The organism is Acidovorax sp. JG5 (assembly GCF_017939685.1).
Classification (GTDB): domain Bacteria; phylum Pseudomonadota; class Gammaproteobacteria; order Burkholderiales; family Burkholderiaceae_C; genus Acidovorax.
Genome location: NZ_JAGKSE010000008.1, coordinates 1 through 20,114, shown reverse-complemented (window position 1 = coordinate 20,114; position 20,114 = coordinate 1). Strand labels below are relative to the sequence as shown.

At 62.6% G+C, this 20,114-nt stretch carries 17 protein-coding genes and 1 pseudogene; 10 read left to right on the top strand and 8 right to left on the bottom strand.

Translation table 11 applies throughout. From position 1 onward, the window contains the following. Positions 1–66: 66 nt before the first annotated feature. The 3 genes from J8G26_RS10480 to J8G26_RS10470 form a co-directional block, all read right to left on the bottom strand. A complete protein-coding gene (locus J8G26_RS10480) occupies positions 67–627 on the bottom strand; it encodes a YcnI family protein (RefSeq protein ID WP_210568877.1) in 561 nt (186 codons plus the stop codon). A gap of 14 nt (positions 628–641) precedes the next feature. After that, positions 642–2,981, bottom strand: a complete 2,340-nt coding sequence (locus J8G26_RS10475; RefSeq protein ID WP_210568876.1) for a TonB-dependent receptor — start codon at positions 2,979–2,981, stop codon at positions 642–644. 80 nt (positions 2,982–3,061) lie between these two features. Next, positions 3,062–3,430 carry a DUF2946 family protein gene (locus J8G26_RS10470; RefSeq protein WP_210568875.1) on the bottom strand — a complete coding sequence of 123 codons (369 nt, stop codon included), beginning with the start codon at positions 3,428–3,430 and terminating at the stop codon, positions 3,062–3,064. Positions 3,431–3,557: 127 nt separating this feature from the next. Here J8G26_RS10470 and J8G26_RS10465 point away from each other — a divergent pair, with 127 nt between their 5' ends. From J8G26_RS10465 to J8G26_RS10445, 5 genes are all read left to right on the top strand, one after another. After that, positions 3,558–4,205, top strand: a complete 648-nt coding sequence (locus J8G26_RS10465) for a glutathione S-transferase (RefSeq protein ID WP_210568956.1) — start codon at positions 3,558–3,560, stop codon at positions 4,203–4,205. A 121-nt stretch (positions 4,206–4,326) separates the two neighbouring features. After that, positions 4,327–4,698 carry a TraR/DksA family transcriptional regulator gene (locus J8G26_RS10460; RefSeq protein ID WP_210568874.1) on the top strand — a complete coding sequence of 124 codons (372 nt, stop codon included), beginning with the start codon at positions 4,327–4,329 and terminating at the stop codon, positions 4,696–4,698. A 65-nt stretch (positions 4,699–4,763) separates the two neighbouring features. Further along, on the top strand, positions 4,764–5,138 hold the full coding sequence (locus J8G26_RS10455; RefSeq protein ID WP_087743393.1) for a hypothetical protein: 375 nt from the start codon (positions 4,764–4,766) through the stop codon (positions 5,136–5,138). A 60-nt stretch (positions 5,139–5,198) separates the two neighbouring features. After that, the gene (locus J8G26_RS10450) at positions 5,199–5,612 is read left to right on the top strand and encodes a VOC family protein (RefSeq protein ID WP_087743392.1); all 414 of its coding nucleotides are present in this window, start codon (positions 5,199–5,201) and stop codon (positions 5,610–5,612) included. Continuing rightward, positions 5,609–6,202 (top strand): MarC family protein, encoded by a 594-nt coding sequence (locus J8G26_RS10445; protein ID WP_087743390.1) that lies wholly within the window; start codon positions 5,609–5,611, stop codon positions 6,200–6,202. The genes J8G26_RS10450 and J8G26_RS10445 overlap by 4 nt, the downstream gene beginning before the upstream one ends. 69 nt (positions 6,203–6,271) lie before the next feature. Here J8G26_RS10445 and J8G26_RS10440 read toward each other — a convergent pair whose 3' ends face one another. After that, entirely contained in the window at positions 6,272–6,811 is a 540-nt protein-coding gene (locus tag J8G26_RS10440; RefSeq protein WP_087748130.1) for an Rrf2 family transcriptional regulator, read from the bottom strand. Positions 6,812–6,962: 151 nt separating this feature from the next. On the opposite strand from J8G26_RS10440, the gene nhaR reads away from it, so the two are divergent. Beyond that, positions 6,963–7,859, top strand: coding sequence for a transcriptional activator NhaR (gene nhaR, locus J8G26_RS10435; protein ID WP_210568873.1), 897 nt, complete (start codon positions 6,963–6,965; stop codon positions 7,857–7,859). Positions 7,860–7,982: 123 nt separating this feature from the next. Here nhaR and J8G26_RS10430 read toward each other — a convergent pair whose 3' ends face one another. From J8G26_RS10430 to J8G26_RS10415, 4 genes are read right to left on the bottom strand one after another with little or no spacing between them, the layout of a single operon-like run. Continuing rightward, positions 7,983–8,588 (bottom strand): DUF2894 domain-containing protein, encoded by a 606-nt coding sequence (locus J8G26_RS10430; RefSeq protein WP_210568872.1) that lies wholly within the window; start codon positions 8,586–8,588, stop codon positions 7,983–7,985. Beyond that, positions 8,581–9,237 (bottom strand): OmpA family protein, encoded by a 657-nt coding sequence (locus J8G26_RS10425; RefSeq protein ID WP_210568871.1) that lies wholly within the window; start codon positions 9,235–9,237, stop codon positions 8,581–8,583. Before J8G26_RS10425 ends, J8G26_RS10430 begins: the two co-directional genes overlap by 8 nt. Continuing rightward, positions 9,237–11,660 carry a DUF802 domain-containing protein gene (locus J8G26_RS10420; protein WP_210568870.1) on the bottom strand — a complete coding sequence of 808 codons (2,424 nt, stop codon included), beginning with the start codon at positions 11,658–11,660 and terminating at the stop codon, positions 9,237–9,239. The genes J8G26_RS10425 and J8G26_RS10420 overlap by 1 nt, the downstream gene beginning before the upstream one ends. Next, entirely contained in the window at positions 11,657–12,427 is a 771-nt protein-coding gene (locus J8G26_RS10415) for a DUF3348 family protein (protein ID WP_210568869.1), read from the bottom strand. Before J8G26_RS10415 ends, J8G26_RS10420 begins: the two co-directional genes overlap by 4 nt. Before the next feature lie 1,580 nt (positions 12,428–14,007). Here J8G26_RS10415 and J8G26_RS10410 point away from each other — a divergent pair. From J8G26_RS10410 to J8G26_RS10395, 4 genes and pseudogenes are all read left to right on the top strand, one after another. After that, complete coding sequence (locus tag J8G26_RS10410) at positions 14,008–16,104, top strand: hypothetical protein (RefSeq protein WP_210568868.1); 2,097 nt, start codon at positions 14,008–14,010, stop codon at positions 16,102–16,104. Between the two features lie 2 nt (positions 16,105–16,106). After that, on the top strand, positions 16,107–18,821 hold the full coding sequence (locus J8G26_RS10405) for a hypothetical protein (protein WP_210568867.1): 2,715 nt from the start codon (positions 16,107–16,109) through the stop codon (positions 18,819–18,821). Then, positions 18,818–19,630: a hypothetical protein gene (locus J8G26_RS10400; protein ID WP_210568866.1), complete on the top strand. Its 813-nt coding sequence runs from the start codon at positions 18,818–18,820 to the stop codon at positions 19,628–19,630. The genes J8G26_RS10405 and J8G26_RS10400 overlap by 4 nt, the downstream gene beginning before the upstream one ends. 31 nt (positions 19,631–19,661) lie before the next feature. Further along, positions 19,662–19,997, top strand: a pseudogene (locus J8G26_RS10395) (DUF3363 domain-containing protein); the annotation flags it as partial. Between the last annotated feature and the right edge of the window lie 117 nt (positions 19,998–20,114).

Below are 20,114 nucleotides of genomic sequence, written 5' to 3'. Positions count from 1 at the left end.
TGAATGTCTTTCGGTTGGCTCAAAAAAATGGGAACGGGAATGGGAATGAGGGACTGGGCCCGACTGTCAATGATGGTGGGCAGCAGCGCCGCCGGTGGGCAAAATCTCCAGCGCTGCCGCTGGGGACTTCAGGTCCGACAGCTTCTGGCCCGGCTTGGGCACCTCGGTCCAGTCGCTCTGGCCCTCGGCGCAGACCTGGCGCACCGGCCAGTACACGGTGCCCGCCTGCTCCGGCGCCTGGGCGACCAGCACAAACTCGTCATAGTGGGCGCTCTGCAGCATGTCATCCGGCGTCTTGGCCGTCCAGGTGATGCGCACCACGTCTTCGGTGATGCTGCGGCCGTGGCTGCTGTAGGGCTGGGCCAGCTTGTCGCGCTGCACATCCAGCGTCCAGCCCGGCTTGGGCATGGGGTGCGCGCCGCGCATGCCGGCCGGGATGTCCACCGCAATCTGCCGCGTGGGCGACGCGCCGCAGCCGTGCCCGACCTTGAAGGTGGCCTTGTAGCTGGCGCCCGCAGGGGCCACCTGGTATTCGAGCACCACATGGGCCGATGCAGAGCCAAACAGGGCTGTAGCGCTTATCAACAAAGCGGTAGCAGCTATCTTTTTCATAGTATTCAGAGACATGGGATGTTTTCCTTTCAGAGGGTTACTTTCAGTTCAGCCATGTAGCTGCGCTGCGGGTAGGGGTGGAAGTTCCAGAACTGGTAGTTGTTAAGGTTGTCGATGCCCACAGCGGCGCTAACCTGCTTGGTGACTTGGTAGCGCACGCGCACATCGGTGGTGAAGTAGCGGCTCGCGCCCTGGTAGGCAAAGCCGTTGGGGTCGGTGTTGTCGAGCGTGCTGTACTGCTTGCCGCTGTAACGCGCGCCCAGGGTGTACGACCACTTGTCGTCCGGCCGGTAAGTGGCCACGGCAGTGGCGCGCCATTCGGGGATGCGCGGCTGCCATTTACCGACGCTGGCGGGGAACTTGTCGTTGCGCGTGATCTTGGAGTCCGTCCAGGTCAGGCTGCTGCCCAGATCCAGCCCGCGCACGAAGACGTTGGCGGCCTGGTACGACAGCTCAATGCCCTTCGTGCGGATGGCGTCCACGTTCTGCACGTTGGTGACGTTGGGTGTGACGAGCACATTGGTCTGCGAATACAGCGCGTCTTTGGTGCACTCAAAGAAGGCCGTGAGGCGCAGCAAACCATTCCCCATGTCCCGCTCGGCGGTCAGCTCGGTGGTCCAGCTTTTTTCAGGCTTCAGGTTCGGGTCGTTGTTGATGAGCGTGCCGCTGCCGCTGATGCCGCCCTGGTACAGCTCGGCCACGGTGGGCATGCGCACGGCGCGGCCCGTCGATGCCTTGAGCACCCACAGCCCATTGGCCTGATAGGCCACGGCAGCCTTGGGCGAGACATAGGTTTCGTTGCGCTCGGGGTGGCTCAGCGTGGTGGTGGCGTTGCCGGTCTGGCCGTTGCTGGCGCTCCAGCGCTCGGCGCGAGCGCCCAGCACGGCTTTCCAGCGCGGCGCGATCTTCCAGGTGTCTTGCGCCCACAAGCCGATGAGCTGCGTGTCACCGTTGAAGGCCTGGTTGCGGGCGCCTGCATCACCGCTGATCCAGTTCGTCGTAGCGTTTTCGATAGTGCGCAGTTGGTAGCTGTCGCGCTGCAAGCCAAAGTCCACGATGTGCGTGCCCTGGATGCCATCCGGCCGCCAGGTGCCCTTGGCAGCCAGCGTGTTCCAACCCGTGCCTTTGCTGTTGACGATGCGCCCTGCCCCGCCGTTCAGCGCCGCAGGCAGCGCGACGGTGGCGGCGCGCAGGGTGTCGGTCTGGTAGTCGTACAGGCTGGCGGCCACCTCCCAGTCAAACACGCCTTGCGTGCGGCTCTTGACCGACAGGCCGTGCATGAAATGCGTGAGGTCTTCGTTGGACACGTTGAAGTCCGTAGGCGCGAGCGCAAACCAGCGGCCATTGATGTTGACCGTGCCGCTGTACACCGCATTGCCATTGGCGTCCCGCAGGTAGCTGGTGGGCCGCCCTTCGGATTCGTTGTGCCACCAGCCAAAGGTGTAGGCCGCGCGCACGGTGGGCGAAAAGTCGTAGGCGATTTTGGCCTTGATGTGGTCTTGCTGCGTGTGGTACTGCGTGGCCGTGCCCAGCAGGTACCAGGGCTGGTTGCTACGGTTGTTGCCCAGCACCGCTCCGGTCACGGGCGTGCCCGCGTTGCCCACGGTGCCGGCGGACACCAGCCGCGTGGGGAAGGTGAGCGGCTGGCCTTCGCTGTCCGTCTTGTTGAAGTTGAGGAACCAGGACCAGTCGCCATTTTTGTTGCCCACCGAGGCGCTCACCTGCTTGCCCCCGTAGGTGCCGCTGGTGTTGTACAGGTCAAATGGCTGGTGCTGGTAGCTGACCTGCCCATGCGCCTCGAACTTTGTCGGCATGCGGGTGACGTAGTCCACCACCGCGCCCACCGAGTTGCCTGCGTACGCGGCCGAGAAGGGGCCGTAGAACACGTCCACGCGCTCGATCTCCTCGGGCGTGACCAGCATCCAGCGCGGCGCATTGGTGGGGCCGTTGCCCAGGTAGTTGCTGAGCAAAATGCCGTCGGCAAACACCATGGACCGGGCCGGGTTGCCCGTGCCCGAGGCGCGCGTGGACAGCACGGCGTGGTTGTAGTCGCCGATGTAGCGCTTGCGCACCAGCAGGCTGGGCAGGTACTTGAGCGCGTCTTCGCTGTCGGTGGCGTTGATCGAGTGCTCGATCTGCTCGCGCGTCACGCCCTCGATGGTGGTGGGGATCTGCGTGGGCAGCGAGGTGGGCTGGCCGCCGGTGATGGTGACCACGCCCAGTTCCTTGACCGGGGCAGGGCTGCTGCCGGTGCTGCTGCCATTGCTGTCAGCGGTCTGGGCGAATGCGGAGGAAGCCCCGGCATACGCGATGCCCAGGACGATGGGAAAGGCACTGGCCACGGCCAGCGCCATGCGGCTTTTGCGCATGGAAACTCCTGAAAATCAAGCCAAATAGGCCGCTAGCGCTTATTCATCAAGCGCAAGCAGCTATCAAACAAATAGCAATTTCAGGAGAAAGCCGGGGGGCCGCGGGGCGGCAGCGGCGCGGCGGTGCGCGCAGCAATGTGCGCGGCGGGGATGGGGCGCAGGGCATGCGCCAGGGGGTGTGCCACAGGCAGCTGGGCCTGCGAGGTGGGCAGTGGTGCCCCCACATGCGCGCACAGCGGACAGTCGAGCGTGTGGCTGGGCAGCTCCTTGGCGCCGTCGTCGGTCTTGACCAGCAGCTTGATGGCGCCCGAGCCCGAGCAGATCAGCTCCATCGCCTGCGGGTTGACCAGGGGCGACGCCACGGCCACGCCGATAGACAACACAAACCACGCCAGCACAAGGCGGGCGAGCCAGCGAAGGCTACGAAGGGTTGGCAGGGCGGTCGGCATGAAGGCGCTGATTGTAGGCCGCCAGCCCGCCATGCCCTTGCCCACGGGTCATCTGAGCGACGGGGCTTGGCCCTGGCACCCTCTTACGATGTGCACTTTGCCCAACCACTACAACGGAGACATCCCCATGCTGACACTCTGCGGCTTTTCGGCCAGCAACTACTACAACAAGGTCAAGCTCGCCCTGCTCGAAAAAGGCCTGCCTTTCACCGAGGAAATGGCCTGGGTGGGCGAGACCGACCGCAGCGCCAGCCCGCTGGGCAAGGTGCCCTACCTGCGCACGCCGCAAGGGGCGCTTTGTGAATCGGCGGTGATTGCCGACTACATCGAGGCCGCCCACCCCGAGCCCGCGCTGATCCCCACCGACCCGTACCAGGCCGCCAAGGTGCGCGAATTAATCACCTTTCTGGAGCTGCACCTGGAACTGGTGGCGCGCAACCTGTACCCGCAGGCATTCTTTGGCGGCACGGTGAGCGAGACCGCGCGCGAAAAGGTGGGTGCGCAGTTGGAAAAGAACATCGCGGCCTTCGGCCAGTTGGCCCAATTCAGCCCCTATGTGGCTGGCGACACCTTCACGATGGCCGACTGCGCGGCCATCGTGCACCTGCCGCTGATCAGCTCGGCCACCAAGATCATCTATGGCCGCGACTACTTGGCCGACCTGCCCGTGCGCGAATATCTGGCCCGCATGGCCGAGCGCGCCCATGTGCAGCGCGTGAACGCTGACCGCAAGACCAACACCGCAGAGATGCTGGCGCGCCCGCCCAAGCGCTGATCCCGCCGAGCGGCGCACCCAGGGCGGGGGGCACCGCGCACCATCCCTTGACCCTGATCAACCCAGGGCACCACGCACAGGCGCACCATGCAGGTATCCGATCACCCTGAGGAGTCCCCGCATGGACAAGACCCAAGCCGCGCCATTGCGCCAGCAGTTATTGGCCCAGCAATCCGAACTGCTGGCCCAGCTGGCGGCACAGCGCGGCGGTGTCGTCGGCCGCGCCGAGGCCGCCGCCGACCATTTCGGACAGCCCGAAGACCCACGCGCCCAGGTCGCCACCGAGCGCGAGGTGGAGTTTGCCCTCGACGAGCGCGAGACCGCACACCTGGCGGCCATCGAGTCCGCCCTGGCCCGCATTGAAGCGGGCACCTATGGCGAGTGCACGGACTGCGGCAACCACATCACCGCCGCCCGCCTGCACGCCACGCCCGAGGCTGCACGGTGCGTGCATTGCCAGGAAAAGGCCGAGCAATACCACCGGGCTGCGTGAGTTCGCTCACGCATTCAGTCCCCTTCCCTCCCCCGTTTTTGTCATCACTTCAAGAAAGCCGATTCATGAGCACTTTTCACGCCGTTGTCTGGATGGACCAATCCGAAGCCCATGTGGTGATGTTTGACCGCGAACACGCCGAAGCCCAGCGCATCAAGTCCCGCAGCCACCACAAGCACCAGGGCAAGGCCGACGACCTGACGCCATTCTTTTCCGACATTGCCCAGGCGCTGACGCATACCCGCGAGGTCCTGCTGGCGGGCCCAGGGCTGGTGCGTCACCAGTTCCGCGACTGGGCAGCAAGGCACCATGCTGCAGTTGCAGGCGTGGTGGTGGACTCGGTGGCCGCAGACCACCCGACCGACGCCCAGCTGGTGGCTATGGCACGCCAGTACTTCAAGAAGTTTGACAACATGGCCGCCGATCCATCCATGGCCTGACCGCTGCGAGACCCCATCGGGCCCGCCCAGGCGGTGCCCTTGGCTGCTATCCTTTGCGGGATGCGCAGCCTCTTTCACCTCGCCTTTCACGTCACCGACCTGGATGCCGCCCGCCGCTTTTACGGCGGCGTGCTGGAATGCCAGGAAGGCCGAAGCACCGACACCTGGGTGGACTTCGACTTCTTCGGTCACCAGATCTCGTTGCACCTGGGCACCCCGTTTGCCAGCACCCGCACCGGGCATGTGGGCGACCACCTCGTGCCCATGCCGCATTTCGGCGCCATCTTGGAGCTGCCCGACTGGCATGCGCTGGCCGCGCGGCTCAAGGCCGCCGGCACCGCATTTGTGCTGGAGCCCCAGGTGCGTTTTGAAGGCCAGCCCGGAGAACAGTGGACGATGTTCTTCCACGATCCCAGCGGCAATCCGATTGAGATCAAGGGCTTTCGCTCGCTAGACACGGTGTACGCAGCGTGAGCTATACCTTCGCGTCCGCCACCATCCTGCTCCTGCTGATCACCGATCCGCTGGGCAACATCCCCATCTTTGCCAACGCCCTGCGCGGCGTGGCGCCCGAGCGTCGGGCGCGCGTGATCCTGCGCGAGGTGCTGATCGCCTTTGCGCTGCTGCTGGTGTTCCTGTTCTTTGGCGCTCAGTTTTTGCAGGTAATGAACCTGAGCGATCTGTCGCTGCAGATAGCGGGTGCGGTGGTGTTGTTTTTGATCGCACTGCGGATGATCTTTCCGTCGGCGGACGGACCGCAAGCAGAGTTGCCGGGCGAGCCGTTGATCGTGCCGCTCGCCATCCCCGCGCTGGCTGGCCCCTCGGCACTGGCCACTGTCATGCTGCTGGTGGCCCAGGCACCGGAACGCCGGTGGGAATGGGTGGCCGCACTGTGCGTGACCATGGCCGTGTGCGCCGTGGTGCTGCTGCTGGCCGAACGCATCCAGCGCCTGGTGGGCGAACGCGTGGTGATGGCTTTTGAACGCCTGATGGGCCTGATCCTGGTCGCAATCTCGGTGGAGATGCTGATCCGCGGCATCAAGCAGCTCGCGCAGCAGCTGTAGGCCACATGCCCTGGGGCCGGCCTCAGGGCTTTCGGCTGGGATGTAGCGTCCCGGTCGCCGCGCGCAATTTCATTTGCGGGCCAGTGCCGGCATGGCGCCCAGCGCAAAGACCGAATTGGGCACACCGGCGCGTGCCATCAGCGGCGCCGGACGACGGGCCAGTTTTGCGCGCGCCACCACCGGCGACTCAACCCGAACGCCCCGGGCCTGCTGCTCGGCCACAAGATCGCGCAGCGTAACGGACTGGAGGTATTCCATAACCCGCGCGTTGAACGCCGTCCAGAGCGATCCGGTCATGGACACCATCTGCGAAGACACGTGCGCCGCTGGCACGGACTCTTCGCCAGGCTTGTGGTTCTCTACCGCCACCACGATGTCAGCCACCGACACCTGCTCGGGCTTGTGGGCCAGGGCATAGCCGCCCCCGGGGCCGCGTGTGCTGTCAACCAGCCCGGCCCGCTTGAGGGCGCTGAAAAGCTGTTCGAGGTACGACAGTGATGTGCCCTGGCGCGCGCTGATGGTGGACAGCGCAACGGGGCCGGTGTTCTGGCGCATTGCCAGATCGGTCATCGCAGAAACGGCAAGTTGACCTCTGGTGGTAATTCGCATCTTCACTCCTTGTGAACATTGATCCCTCCGAGCGCCGGCAAACCCCGTGCAGCTCGGTCCATCAAACCAATGTAGCGCATCAAACACTTCGCGTATATTCGTTTTATTGTTAAAAACATTGCGGTTTTTTCGAACTATTTCGTACCTTTTCATGAACTTCAAGCATCTCAAATATTTCTGGACGGTGGCCAAGGCCGGTGGCGTGGTGCGCGCGGGCGAGCAGCTGCACACCACGCCCCAGACCCTGTCAGGGCAGATCAAGCAACTGGAACAATGGCTGGGCCACGACCTTTTTCGCAAACGCGGCCGGGGGCTGGAGATGACCAGCGAAGGGCGGATTGCGCTCGGGTATGCAGAGCAAATATTTGCCCTGGGCGACGAGCTGGAAAAATCCGTGCGCCTGTCACGCGGTCAGGCAAAGACGCTGGAATTTCGCGTGGGCATCGCCGATTCGGTGGCTAAGCCGGTGGCCTACCATCTGCTGGAGCCGGCGCTGGGCCTGCCCGATCGCGTGCACATGATCTGCCACGAGGGCAAGTTTCCGGAGTTGCTGGCGCAACTCACCCTGCACCGCCTTGATCTGGTGATTGCCGACGAGCCGGTGTCCCGCAAGGTAGGGGTAAAGGCCTTCAACCACGCGCTCGGAACCAGCGCCATGAGCTTCTTCTGCGCTCCGTCGCTCGCCCGGCAGCTGCAAGGCCCCTTTCCCCAATGCCTGCACGGCGCACCGATGCTGATCCAGGGCCCGCAGTCTTCCGTGCGCCAACAACTCGATCACTGGTTCAACAAATACCAGCTACAGCCGCATATCGTGGGAGAGTTCGATGACAGCGCTCTCATGAATGCCTTTGGCCGCGAAGGACGCGGCGTCTTCACCTTGCCCAGCGTGCTCGAAGACGAAGCCATGGGGCAGTTCGGCGTGGAGGTGGTGGGCAGAACCTCCGAGCTGGTGGAGGAATTTTTCGCCATCTCCGTCGAGCGCCGCATCACCCACCCCTGTGTTTCAGCCATCACGCGAGCGGCCAGAGCGGAGTTGTTTGCGCGGTGAGACATCGCAGAACAGCAGGTGTCCGGGCACATCCCCTCGCGTTTTGCCAAGCCCGACCCCTCGCCGTGCGCGGGGGCCGATCCCTCCATGCTTGCCCCCACTGCGGTGCGCCCGCCGGGAGGCTCAGGGCCTGGGCCGACTCTTGCGCCCCGGTTTGGCCGTAGAGCGCAGGGGCTTCGCGCTCGCCTGCTCCAGCCACAGCAGCGAATCCACCTGCGACAAAAAGCGCCGCAGGTAGTCAGGCGACAGTGACTGCATCAAGCTGAGTGATCGCAACATGAGCCTGTGCGAGTTGAGCGGCCCGGCATTTTCGGGCCCACGATCCAGCGCCTGCGCCACCTGCCGTTGTGCAGAAATCTTGGACCAGACTTCGCTGAACTGGCGCACGCTCTTCATGTCTGACAGGCTGCCGCCATCGCCCGCACGAACGACATCTGCGTCGGCCTGTACGCGGGCGCTCAGGTCACGGTTCAATTGCACCAAGGGGGAGATCGCTGCAGGTATTGCAGACCGACCCACCTGCTGGGCCGCATCCGGGCTCGACCGGGCTCGCTCGGCATAGTCCGCTACAGCGGCATGCAGCCGCCCCTCCAGTACCTGCCGCACGGCCACAGGCTGGCCTGGCAGGCGCCGTGCCAGCACCTCCAGAAAGTGAAAGCGCGCCGGGTCGTGGCGGTCGGCGCCGTCGGCCCGCAAGGACCCCAACGTGGGTTCGCTCGGCTCACTCATTGCGGGCGGGCTTGGCATTGGGAGCCTTGGGCACCGGGGCCATCTCCACACGGCGGTTTTGCGCGCGCCCCTTTTCATCGGCGTTGTCGGCCACGGGTTGTTCGGCACCAAAGGCTGCGGCAAACACCTGCGACGAGGGCATGCCTTCGTCAATCAGGGCCCGAGCCACGGTGAGGGCCCGCTGGGCCGACAGCTCCAGGTTGTCGGCAAAGCGCTGCTGAGGCCCTTGCAGCAGCGTGGTGTTGTCGGTGAAGCCGCTCACCATGAGCATCTCGTCGCGCTCGCGCAGGTAGACCTGCAGGGGCTGCACCAGGCTCTTGAGGAGCTGACGGCCTTCGGAGCGCAGCTCGTCGGAGCCTGCAGCAAAAAGCACGCTGCCGCTGATGCCTATACGGCCGTTGTGCACGGTGACCCGGCCGCTGGCCAGTGGAATGGCCAGCGCCTTCTCCAGCGCCATGCGGCGCTGCTCTTCCATCTGGCGCTTTTCCACCTCCTGCTTGAGGCTGGCCACCAGGTCGATCTGCACCACAAGCACGCCCACTAGGATCAGTACAAACGCGCCCAGCAGACCTGCCATAAGGTCGCCGAAAACAGCCCACACGGGGGCCGTCTGTTCGGTGGCATCGTCCAGGGTGTCGTCAACGCCCATCACGCAGCCACCCCTTGTGCCGAGGACGCCTTGCCGTGCAGCCGGCGCAAGTCTTCCACGATGCCCTGCTGCGCGCTGATGCTCAGGTCGATCACCTCGCGGGCCTGGGCCACGTAGTAGGCCAGTTGCTCGTCACTTCGGCTCATCGACTGGCTGATCGCGCCTTCGATGCCCTGCAGGCTTTCCATGAGTTTCTCGTTGCTGGCGCTGAACAGGCCCGCACCGTGGCTGAAGGATTCACCCAGGCTGGCCAGTTCCACTGCGCTGGCAGCCACATGCGCGGCCACTTCGTCCACCTTGCGGGCCTGCGTGCTGATCGACTGAGCAAACTGCTGGCCTGCCTGCTCCAGCACCTGGGTAGCCGAGCCCACCAGGGCATCGATCGCTGCGCGCTGCTGCATGGCCACTTCGTTCACCGACTGCAGCAGCGTGCTCAGCTGCTCCAGCATGGCCGTGCGTTCTGCCAAGGCTACATTGTCGCGCTCGCTCAGGCGCGTCATTTCCTGGCGCAGCTGTGTGATGACCTCGGCTGCCGCCTGGGGTACGTTCGAAGCGGTCTGCAGCAAGCGCGTGAGCGGGGCCTCCAGGGCTGATCCCAGGGTAGCCAGGTGCTGCGCCACGGCAGCCTGCAGCGTATCGAGCCGCTCCACGGCAGCCTGACCGCGCTGGGCCTCGGCATCACGCAGGGCAACCAGCTCGGTGCGCCACACACCGGTCAGTTCGTGCATGCGCTGGCCTTGGGCCTGCACCCACTGGGCCTCAGCCTCCATGCGGGTGCGCAGCAGCGCGTCTGACTGGTCCAGCAACCTGGCAGCACCGCCCAGTGTGCGAGCCACCTGCTCGGTCATGCGTTCGGTGATTTGCGTGGCGGTTGCCTCCAGTGCTTGGCATACGCCCTGCTGCTGCGCCACTGTCTGTACACCCACGCGCTGCCATTCGGCGCTGAGCGTTCTGGCCATGGCCTCCATGGAGCGGCTCCAGCCATCCTGGCGCTGTTGGTCGGCCGCAGTTTGGGCGGTGTGCGATTGCGCCACGGTGTCCTGCAGCGTTGTCAGCAAACTGTCGGAGCGCTGGTCAAACGCCTGCGCGGCCATCTGCAGGCTGCGGTCGAGCTGCTGAACCGCACCTTCCAGGGCCTTACCGACACGCTGCTGCTGTTCCAGCATCTGCGCGCCTGTGCGTTGCCACTCGCCGCCGAGTGTGCTGGCCATGCCTTCCATGGAGCGATTCCAGCGTTCCAGGCGCTGCTGATCGGCAACTGCCTGGGCTGCGTGCGCTTGCGCAGTTGACGCCTGCAGCGAGTCCACTAATACGCTAGAGCGCAGGTCAAATGCTTGTGTGACCGACTGCAGAGCACCATCGAGCTGTGCCACCAGGCTACCTTGTGTCTGGGTGTGCCTGTGCAGTGCCGAAGTCCATGTGTCAGACACCTGACGGGCCGTTCCCTCCCATTGAGCCGAGAGCGCCTGCAGCTGTGCATCGGTGGTTTCGCGCAGTCGCTCATGCGAGCGCTGGGCCTCGTTGGCCAGCGTGGCCATTGCCTGCTCGACCACGGGGCGAATCGCCTCTCCCACCTGGCAGGCGCTGGCGCCCAGGCTCTCCTGCAAGGATGCCCCCACCGTGCTGGCAAGTTGGGTGTAGGCCGCTGCAGCTTCACGATGAAACCCCTGCTGCTGTGTCAGCAGCTGCTCGCCCAACTGACCGTTGCGGCGCTCCAGACCCTCCATCAGGCCCTGAAGGCGCTCGGCGATCAGCGGCAGTGCCTGGGCCTGTGTTTGCAGGGCCTGGAGCATTTCCTCGCGCCGATGGGCCGAAGAGAACGGACGGAACAACGTGAGTATGTGCGCATCAAGCTGGCGCACCGTCTCCAGCCGCTCCCGGCGGCTCATGGCAGACAGAAGACCCAGCATGGCCGACGCGGCTACCCCGGCGACCGAGGTTCCAAATGACAGGCCAAGGCCCTTGATGGGCGCCGCCAGCGCCGAACGGATCGACTCCAAGTTGGACGAGGCCTCCAGCGCAAACACGGCGCCATTGAAGGTAACGACCATGCCCAGAAAGGTCCCCAGCATGCCCAGCATGACCAACAGCCCCACCAGGTAGGGCGTGAGCGCAGCGCCGGGCAAGGCCACCCGTTCGCCCTCGATGCGCTGGCGCACAGGGTTGCGCAGTGAAGGGGCGAGGCGGCCCAGCCACCCGCCCAAATCCACCAGTGGCTCTGCGGAACAGCCCCCAAGCGCGGTGGCCAGGGACACCGTGGCCGCCCGAAACTGCATCTGCTCATAGGCGCCCAGCACGTAGACCCCACCAATGACAGCTGTCATTGCCAGCGCCAGCGGACTCGATCCCACAAAACCCCAGCCCACCCAGCCCACGACCGCAAGGCCCACGGCGAAGATGGCGGCCATCACACTCTTGTTCATTCCTGTTGTCCTGTTGTCTCGTTGTGTGTCGCTTCCAGCAGCCCCACGATCGGCTGAAGGCGGACCTGCATCTCTGCGAGCAGTAACGCCTGTAAATCCTGCTCGAAGGTCCACAGCAAGCCACCGGGCTGGCGCCAGCGTTGTGGTGCATCGTCCTGGCCACTGGTCTGCAGCGCCTGCTGGTGCTGCTGGAGCCGGTGCGCCAGGCGTCGCTCCAAATAACCCGGTAGCAAGGCCCAAAGCCGTTGCTCTCGCGCACCCAGCATCTGCTCCATCACACCGTCCAGGGCTGCCAGTTGTCGCAGGGCCGGCGTACTTCGAGACAGCCACTGCCGCATCTGCGCACGCAAGGCGGCCAGCTTTACGTCCATCTGCTTTTGTAGGCCAAGATAGCGCTGTATGTAAGCAGCGAAATCTTCTGGCGCCTGCGAATACGAGTCATCAGCGAGCGCGTGCTGTGCCCGCCCACGCATTGCCGTCGCTGGAGCGATATTGATCTGAATAAGCCCCATGACATCGGCTTTTGCGGTATGAAAATCAGCGTTCAACCTGCACATATCCACGGCTGGCCCCGACCGCTCCGCCACGGACGGCATCGACCCAATGGCGTGCAGTGCCCTGCTAAGTTGGATTGCATCCACGGCACGCAACCACTGGCTCAGCGCTTGCGCCGTGTCCTGCCGCGGCACGCCCTCTGGTTCCACGGCCGTCCATTGCTGCAGGAGGATAAGAAGACTAGAGCTATTAAATCGGTGGTGCAGATACATTCCATGGAAACTTGTCACTGCGCCAGCAATTCAGCCAAAAGGCGCAGACATCGGGGACGTAACCCGCGCCGCACAAAACCACTTATTTCCGCAGGAATGCGCTCTGGTGCGACTCCTCACCCTATCTTCATCGCAGCTTGAGGGCCCGCACACCTTCGTGTGCCGACTTCAAAGAGGGTGAACGCGCAGACCGTGATGATGACCACATCCGTATGCGTCCACGGTTAACGCATCTATGACTAGGTTTCGATACCCAAACAAACCTAAGTACAAACAACAAAGCCCACTTCAAAGTGGGCTTTGTTGCAGCGTTAACCGCTTTTTTGGTTGCGCGAGAAGGATTTGAACCTCCGATGGGTTATGAGTCGAAATAAACCATTGCATACCTGCATTGGTCTTGGATGTAGACAAGCGGCTTTAAACGACAACAATCCATATAAATCAATGCCTTAGACCGTGACATGATTTGCCACTTAAACACGATAGACGGCGTGTCCGTCACAGCAGCGCCCCAAAACTCTCCCCTGCGCCCCTCCAGCACTTTCCGACCATTGGGCTTGAATCTTGCAGATTTCATTGATCCCGCAAAGACTCTCAACACGCGCAAAACGCCGCCTGCTGCTGAGTGCGGCACTTGGGATTTCGTCACCGCGCCACGAAATCTTCGTCGATGATGGACAAGGCCAACCTGATCGGACAGGCCATCAAGTCCTTTGTACCAGTTCAAGCCGCGAAGCTCGCGGACGCAGACTTTGGCGGATCTGCAGCCCCTTCCGCCTAGCTGCAGGCCAGTTTTCGAGAGGCGATGACGTTTGTGGAACATGAGCCGCTTTTCGGCCTGGGCTGCGGGCTCGTGAATCTCTCCCTCCTCGCCTCTACTTTAATGACGCCGGGCGCGAGCCTGTGGATCTTGAATAAATGACCCGCCACGCTGGCCGAGCGCTTTGGCGCCCCGCATCTGCCCCAGGTGCATTAGTTTCAAGCGGGCGATGCTGCAGCTGTAGGCCCAAAGCCAACGCCCACTCTCTCAGTAAAGTTTGTGATCTTGAGAAGAAGATCGGCAACCATCGTCGTGCGTCTCGGCTGTGGAACGAATCATCGCGCGACGCCGCAAAGTGCCTCATCGATTTCGCATCTACAAAAAATTGTTATAAGATGTTCGATGTGTGATTTGCCAGTAGGCGAGTCGTAGGCAACCATGAAGACATTCGTGCTGCTTATTCCCTAAGTGCTAGGGAGTGCGCCGAGCTAACGGTCAATTTGGCAGTTTAATTTCACCAGCCATAGAGCACTGCTCCAACGCTGGTCTACTTGCCCATGTAAGGGCAACCGCGTCATTGCGGTTTTTATTTGACACGTCACTCGTGCCATTTTCATGACCCGCTGGTCTCCCAGCCATAGCGGGTCGACCTGTCTGTCAGGTTTCTCAACGCCCATCGCGGCGACGCGCTGCACGCCCTCGGCGCAATTCCCATTTGATGCGGTTCTGGTCCCGCTGCGCTTCGCATTGACCAATTAATCCTGACTACCCGGGCGTGGGGGGTCTTTTTCGTCCGCAATTTTCTTGAGGAGAAGGCCCCATGACTATGCTCATTTTCCCCGACCTGGAGCCGGTAGCTCGACTGCGCTCTGCTATCCCTGAATCCTGCCATGCGCTGCTCGCTCAGTTGCTTGGCATGGTGCCCCAGCCCCCAGATCAGCCAGCGTGCGCGACGTCTATCGCTACCCTGGCCAAGTGCCTAGTGGATTATGCGGAGACCATCGCGAACACACGTCCATTTTTTGTGGAGTGGGCGGGAGCCGCGCAATGCATCCACGACAGCGCCTCCAACCACATCCTGGATATTCAGGGCTTGACGCCGTCCGCGTCACTGACCGGTCGGTTCTCTGATTTTCCCGCCCTGGCCTTGCTGCTCACTCTCAAAGAGGAGCACCATCCGCTACGGGTCCCATTCGGCGCCGAAATTGCTCGCTGCCTGTTGGAGCAGACCCAGCTCAAACAGGATTACTGCGTTGCCCTGCGCCGAGACACAGCCAAGTATGGCCGCCCTCAGCCCGGCGACGTTCGCATGCCGGAGGACTTGGCCGAGTTGGGGTTTGGGCGCGGCTGGTTGGTGCGTTTCCAAAAAATTGATGTGCAGGTGCGCCGCCGGGTGGAACTGGACGAGCTCGGCCCGCGCCGCCCTCAGCATGCTCACCCCCACCATGTATTGGACCTGCTCGCCAGATTGCGCTGGCGCCTTGACTACCCGAATCCCAAACACCGCCAAGCGGCCATTGACGACAGTCACCTTCCTCTGGCGCATTACCGGCGTGTCGCGACGATGCTGCGCACTCGAGTCGAAGCCAGGGATGGTGCTGCAGTAATCCAGTCGCTGTGCCTGCTCGTGAACCTGCCTCCGCGCCTGTTGCTGAGTCTGCCCTTGGTGACTGGGTACCGACCGTTAAACATGCTCGGCATTTCCGTTCAGACCGGGTGCCTGCAGCTCAATCTGCGCGCGCTGTTTCCTAATCGAGCGCGTCCGCCGGATGCGACAGCCAACCTCTTTCACTTTAGCGGCGACACCGTTGTTGTGCCCCTGCCAGCTTTTCTTGTGCAGGAAATCCAGCGGCGCAGCCAAACCTGCCCGCAAGCGCTTCTCCTCGGAGACTTGGTGGACTGGGTGCAGGCGGACTCGCGAGACTCGCTGATTCCAGTCGAGTCTTGCAAGCTTCACGCCTCCCTGGCCCGTGCCAGCAAGTCCACCGGCGCTATCTCACTGGCCCTAGGCAACGACCGTCTTGTGTCCGCGTGCGTGGGCGCGGACTTTTCCCTGATCGGGTCGGCACGTATGTACTACGCCCGGCTGACAGGCCGCGAGATTCACACCGGCTGCACGAGACTCTATGCTGGCATTGGCTGGGGTGTGCCAGTCATGGATGCTGAACACCTGCCGTCTCTTGGTTCGCGCGCTACGCTGCGCCCCGATGGAGCCAAGCACTTGTTTTCCGCGCTGGCTGAAGCAGTCACCGCCTCTCGGCCAGGACGAAACGCGCATGCACCCCGCCTGCTCGCTCACCACACTCACTTCACCCGCTACTGTGTCGCGCTGATCTGCTTTTGCGCTGGGCTGCGCGACGTCCAGTGCTACCGCCTGCTGGCAGAGGAGCTCCTGTGGGGGCAGGATCAAATCGTGGTGCACGACAAGCAAGGCGGGGATGCGCTGATGGCCCAGCCGACCCTGCTGAATGCGCTGACAAGAGAACAAATCCGCCTCTATGCAGCGCACGCTAGAGCTTTGGTGCAACGGCTACAGCGGATTAATGACCGTCAGGTGCTCGTGCTCGCACAAGAGCTGCGTAATGCCCTGGCGGGCACAGGACCGCTTTTTCTGACACTCAGCTCCAGCGGAACCGTCCTTGCAGCAGGCGCCCATTTCACCTGGCGCGAGGTTCCCGAGTCCATCAAGGTGCCACCCAATATCGGCCGGCACTTCTGGCAGAACGTACTGCGCGAACGCGGGCTGAGTTCAAGGGACATTGATAGCTTCATGCGCCATCGTGTCGTGGGCCTGGAAAGAAATACCAACTCCCAGGTCAGCGTCCCCCGTCAAACCCTTGATCGCATCGAAACGACCCAACTGGCCGTCATGCGAGAAATCGGCATCCAAGCCCTGACGGGGCTGCGCAGGGAGTGATGATGAATCAGGCAAAAATTCGTCGATCGTCGTTCAAACATTCACTTTTCATCTCCGACCCCAGCCGGCGGATGCACTTCCTGCACCCGCAGAATCTCGGCAGCAGCACCCAGCAGTTCGAGGAATTTCAAGCCTGGCTGACCTCCTCCGGCGTGCAAGAGCTGAAACCTGCCAGCCTGACACTGGCATGCCTGATCGCATTTGATGGCATCGCCAACGACACCGAGCTGCAAGCCGCCTACGCCGCTTGCCCGCAGGCGAGTCGATTCGAGACCGCAGTCCGGTTGGACTGGAAAATTGGCTCCCGCCTTGATGCTCGCCACCTGAGCGCCTGGACCACCCAAGCGCTGGCCCGAGTGAAGGAGTGGGAACCATATGACCTGGTCCGCGGGCATCTCGTAGACGCGCTGAGCGCTCGCGCCCTCACGAGCTGCTTTGCCTCACCCGCCGAAACGATCTGGGAACATCTCCTCACGACCGCCATGGGTTGGTTGCAGATCCATCTGCCGGCAGTCCTGTACGGCCATGTGAGCGGTGCAGCCCCCTTAAGTGCCCTGCCGCGCGGCGCGCTGGCACGGGCGCAAACAAGACAGGCGATGCTGCCCGAAGTTGTGGATCCAGCGACAGAGGACACTCTCTCAACCCCGGTCTACGAGCGCGCCTTTGAAGCCGCCCTCCTTGGGCGTTCTGCCTCGGTTCGCAGTGGCACCGCCTTCATCCGTCAACTTCTTGCGGCACTGCGCTCACCAGCTAAAGGATCGAATGCCAGCAAGCGTGAAGAGATCCTGCGTCGGCTGCGTTCACTGGCTGCCAGCCTGGACGCTGCCGACGAAACATGCGCAGTCCTTTATGCATTTTCGCTGGATCTCGTCGAGCACGGCACCAAGCGCAAGAAGAATCTGGCGCCCACCACGCCGTCGGACTACCTGAACGCATTTGCAGATGATTTCCATGTAGCGCTTGACGGTGTTCGGCTATATGGCATCAGTGAGGCAACTTACGCTGGCGTTTTTCGCAAGTTATTGAAAAGCGGCGCAGCAACGGGCCCGGCACGCATCGCTGCGCTGAAAGCAGTCCACCAGTTCCTGCGCGCCTGGTGGCAAGTTCCGCCGCTACCGACTGACCTCCTACAAATCGAGGTCGAATCCACCGTCCGGGCCAACTTGGTCTGGCCTCACGAAAAAGAGCGGCTGCGTCAATGGCTAGCCGACGATGCACGAGAAAATCGCTTTGTCGCCCAGCTGGGTGCCGCCCTGGAAATTGCGGGCGATGCCCCGGTGCGCATTGGTGAGCTCCTGGTACTGCGTATTGGCAATCTTCTCGACGAGGGAAGCCATCTGGTCGTGGAAATCGCACGCGAGCTGCGTGACGGCCGAGAGAAGTCACGCGAGGGGCGGCGCCGCGTAATGATCTGCGACATCACGGCGATAGCCATCGTACGGACATGGCTCGCGCGGCGCGCAGCAGAACTTGCCACCCATGAAGACTATCTTTTTGGAGAGCCAAATCGACCGTCGGAATTGGCCCATTCCGGTCGGATGTACTTTTGGCTGAACCGACTTCTTAAGACGGTCACCGGGGATGAGAGCATCAGCTTGCATGCCTTCCGCCACGGCTATGCCAGCCAGCGCCTGGCCATTATGCTGCTGCAGGACAACGACGATGAAGTCAATCCGCTGGATCGGCTGACCAACGAGGTAGGACACATTGGCGGACATATCACCGCGGTGCACTACTGCCATATCTATGACGCTGGTATCAGGCACGCCATCGACTTGGCACTGAAACGTCTGCAACTGGACTATGCAGGGACATCGGCCTGGACAGGGGTGACCCCCGAAACACTGCGCCAACGCGCGAGCCGCGCCACCAGACGCGGCGCATCCAGTGCGGAGGTGCTGCGAAATTCGCTCACCGAAGCAGCCCTGCGCGTTTCACTTCCAGCGATCAACGAGTCCATCGCCATGGCAATACCGGCCAATCCATTGCCGTCACCGCAACCGCATGCGCTTACATACGCTCAGGTCGTGGGAGTACTCCGTGAAACCGCAGCGGGTCTTTCGACGCAGCAGGTTGCATTGCGCCATGGAGTGCCCGAGGAGCAGGCCATTCGAATCCTAGAAGCCATTGGCACCTTTGCAGAGCGCCACGGTAGAACGCCTGCGTTGATGCTGGATGCACTCAACCATGGCGTGCATGCGCTGCAGGAGCCATCCGGTAGTGTGCTGGGAACGCGAGCGGACTTTGGCAGGCTCTCTCAGCGGCGCTGGTGTCAGCTGACAGAGGTGTTTGGAAAGATAGAGGTCCTACGACTGCAACAAGCGACAAGCTATTGGGAGCGTGCCGTCGACGGCCAACACCTGGCCGTGCGCCCCGGATCGGAATGGGACAGCTTCATATGGCTGCTCGCTGACTCCGGCATCAACAGCAGTCTTATGTCCATGCACTGGTCATCGACCGAGCAACGGCTCAATGAGATCAGTGACACGCTCGCACGTGCACAGGCGACCGTGCGATATCGGCTGGGAGCCTCGTTTGCACAGGTGTGCCGTACCCATCGCCATGGCCGCCCTCCTATCTGGCTGGTCATCAGTTCCGATGGGGCCCTACGCAATACAGATGGCAGTGCCAATTCAATCACCGGGCTGCACTGTGCTTTCCTGGCCGCGTGGGTGTGGCTGCGTGTCACTCTCCCCGAAGGGAGCGACCATAAATGAAACCATTGATAGCAATGAAGGTAATGGAGCTGGAGATTCAGGGGTTGCCAGACCTTTTTGATGAAAAACAGTTGCAGCAGCGAGCCCACGCCGTGATCTCAGACCTTGCGAGACTGCTTGGGGTGGACAGGCTGCTGCAATACACGACACTGACATACCGCTACCGCCTGCACAGCAAGGACCCGGACGGCCCCCTCATCGTTTTGGTGCTTGAACTTGCGCCGCGACCGCAGCGACTATTGGACTTCCTGACTGACGACACCACTCTCGGCACATTGGAAAAAAACTTGCTCGCAGATCGGCAACGCCTGCGGCATGCATGCCAGGAATTGCCAGTTCAAAATTCGCATGCTGCCATCGCCCTCGCGCAGCGCTTGCACGCGGGATTTCTGGATTTACCGGATGAGACGCTCGCGGCCGAGACAGAAAAGCAACTGGCAGCGCTGGTCAACGCACGCCACCGCCATTGGAACGGCTATCTCTCCGAAGATGATCCTTGGCAGATGGAACTTCCGACGCTGCCTCGCTACCAGTGGAGTCGCGAATTGCTTCATGTGCGCGCCAAACTTTCCCGGGAACGCAGGGGGTTTACTTTAAAATTATTGCGCCGAGCCACCTTGCCTGCCCAACTGCGTTCCATCCACAATCTGCGAATGCCGGATCGACCGCCGAATCTAGAGGATGCCAGTATGCTGGACCGAGCGGAGTACACGGGAACTCCTGTCGATTTAGTGATTCGCGTCGGATCCGTTCTCGGAAGCGAATCTATCAGCGTGGCAGATTTTGTGCGGTTAGCAGATGCGAAGTAATCATGTGAATAAAGCCCCCCATGACTCCTGCCTGGCCGAGCGGCGCGGTCAGCGCGTGTTCCTGGCGCGCAATCTGCTGACGGTGATGCGCAATCGGGAAGTGGCGCAGGCCGGGAAGGACATTGCCGCCGAAACCGGGCTGGAGCATCGGCCTGCGGCAGATGGCCAGCGCGTGGCCGGCATCTATCGCCGCAGCGTGATGCTCGCCAGCGGGCGCTACGCGATGCTCGATGACGGGATGGGATTCAGCCTGGTGCCGTGGAAGCCGGTGATTGAGCAGCGGCTGGGACAGCAGATCGCCGCGACGGTGCGCGGCGGTGGGGTGTCATGGGAAATTGGACGGCGGCCTGGGCTGTCCCGAGGTTAGTCAGGCCGACGCCAGCGATCCCACAGAATGGATTCAACGTGCTCTGCTGGAGCACCAACTGGGGGCTATCAACCCCGGGAGTAGAGACGCAGACGCTCGGAGCGTTCGGCAGGTGAC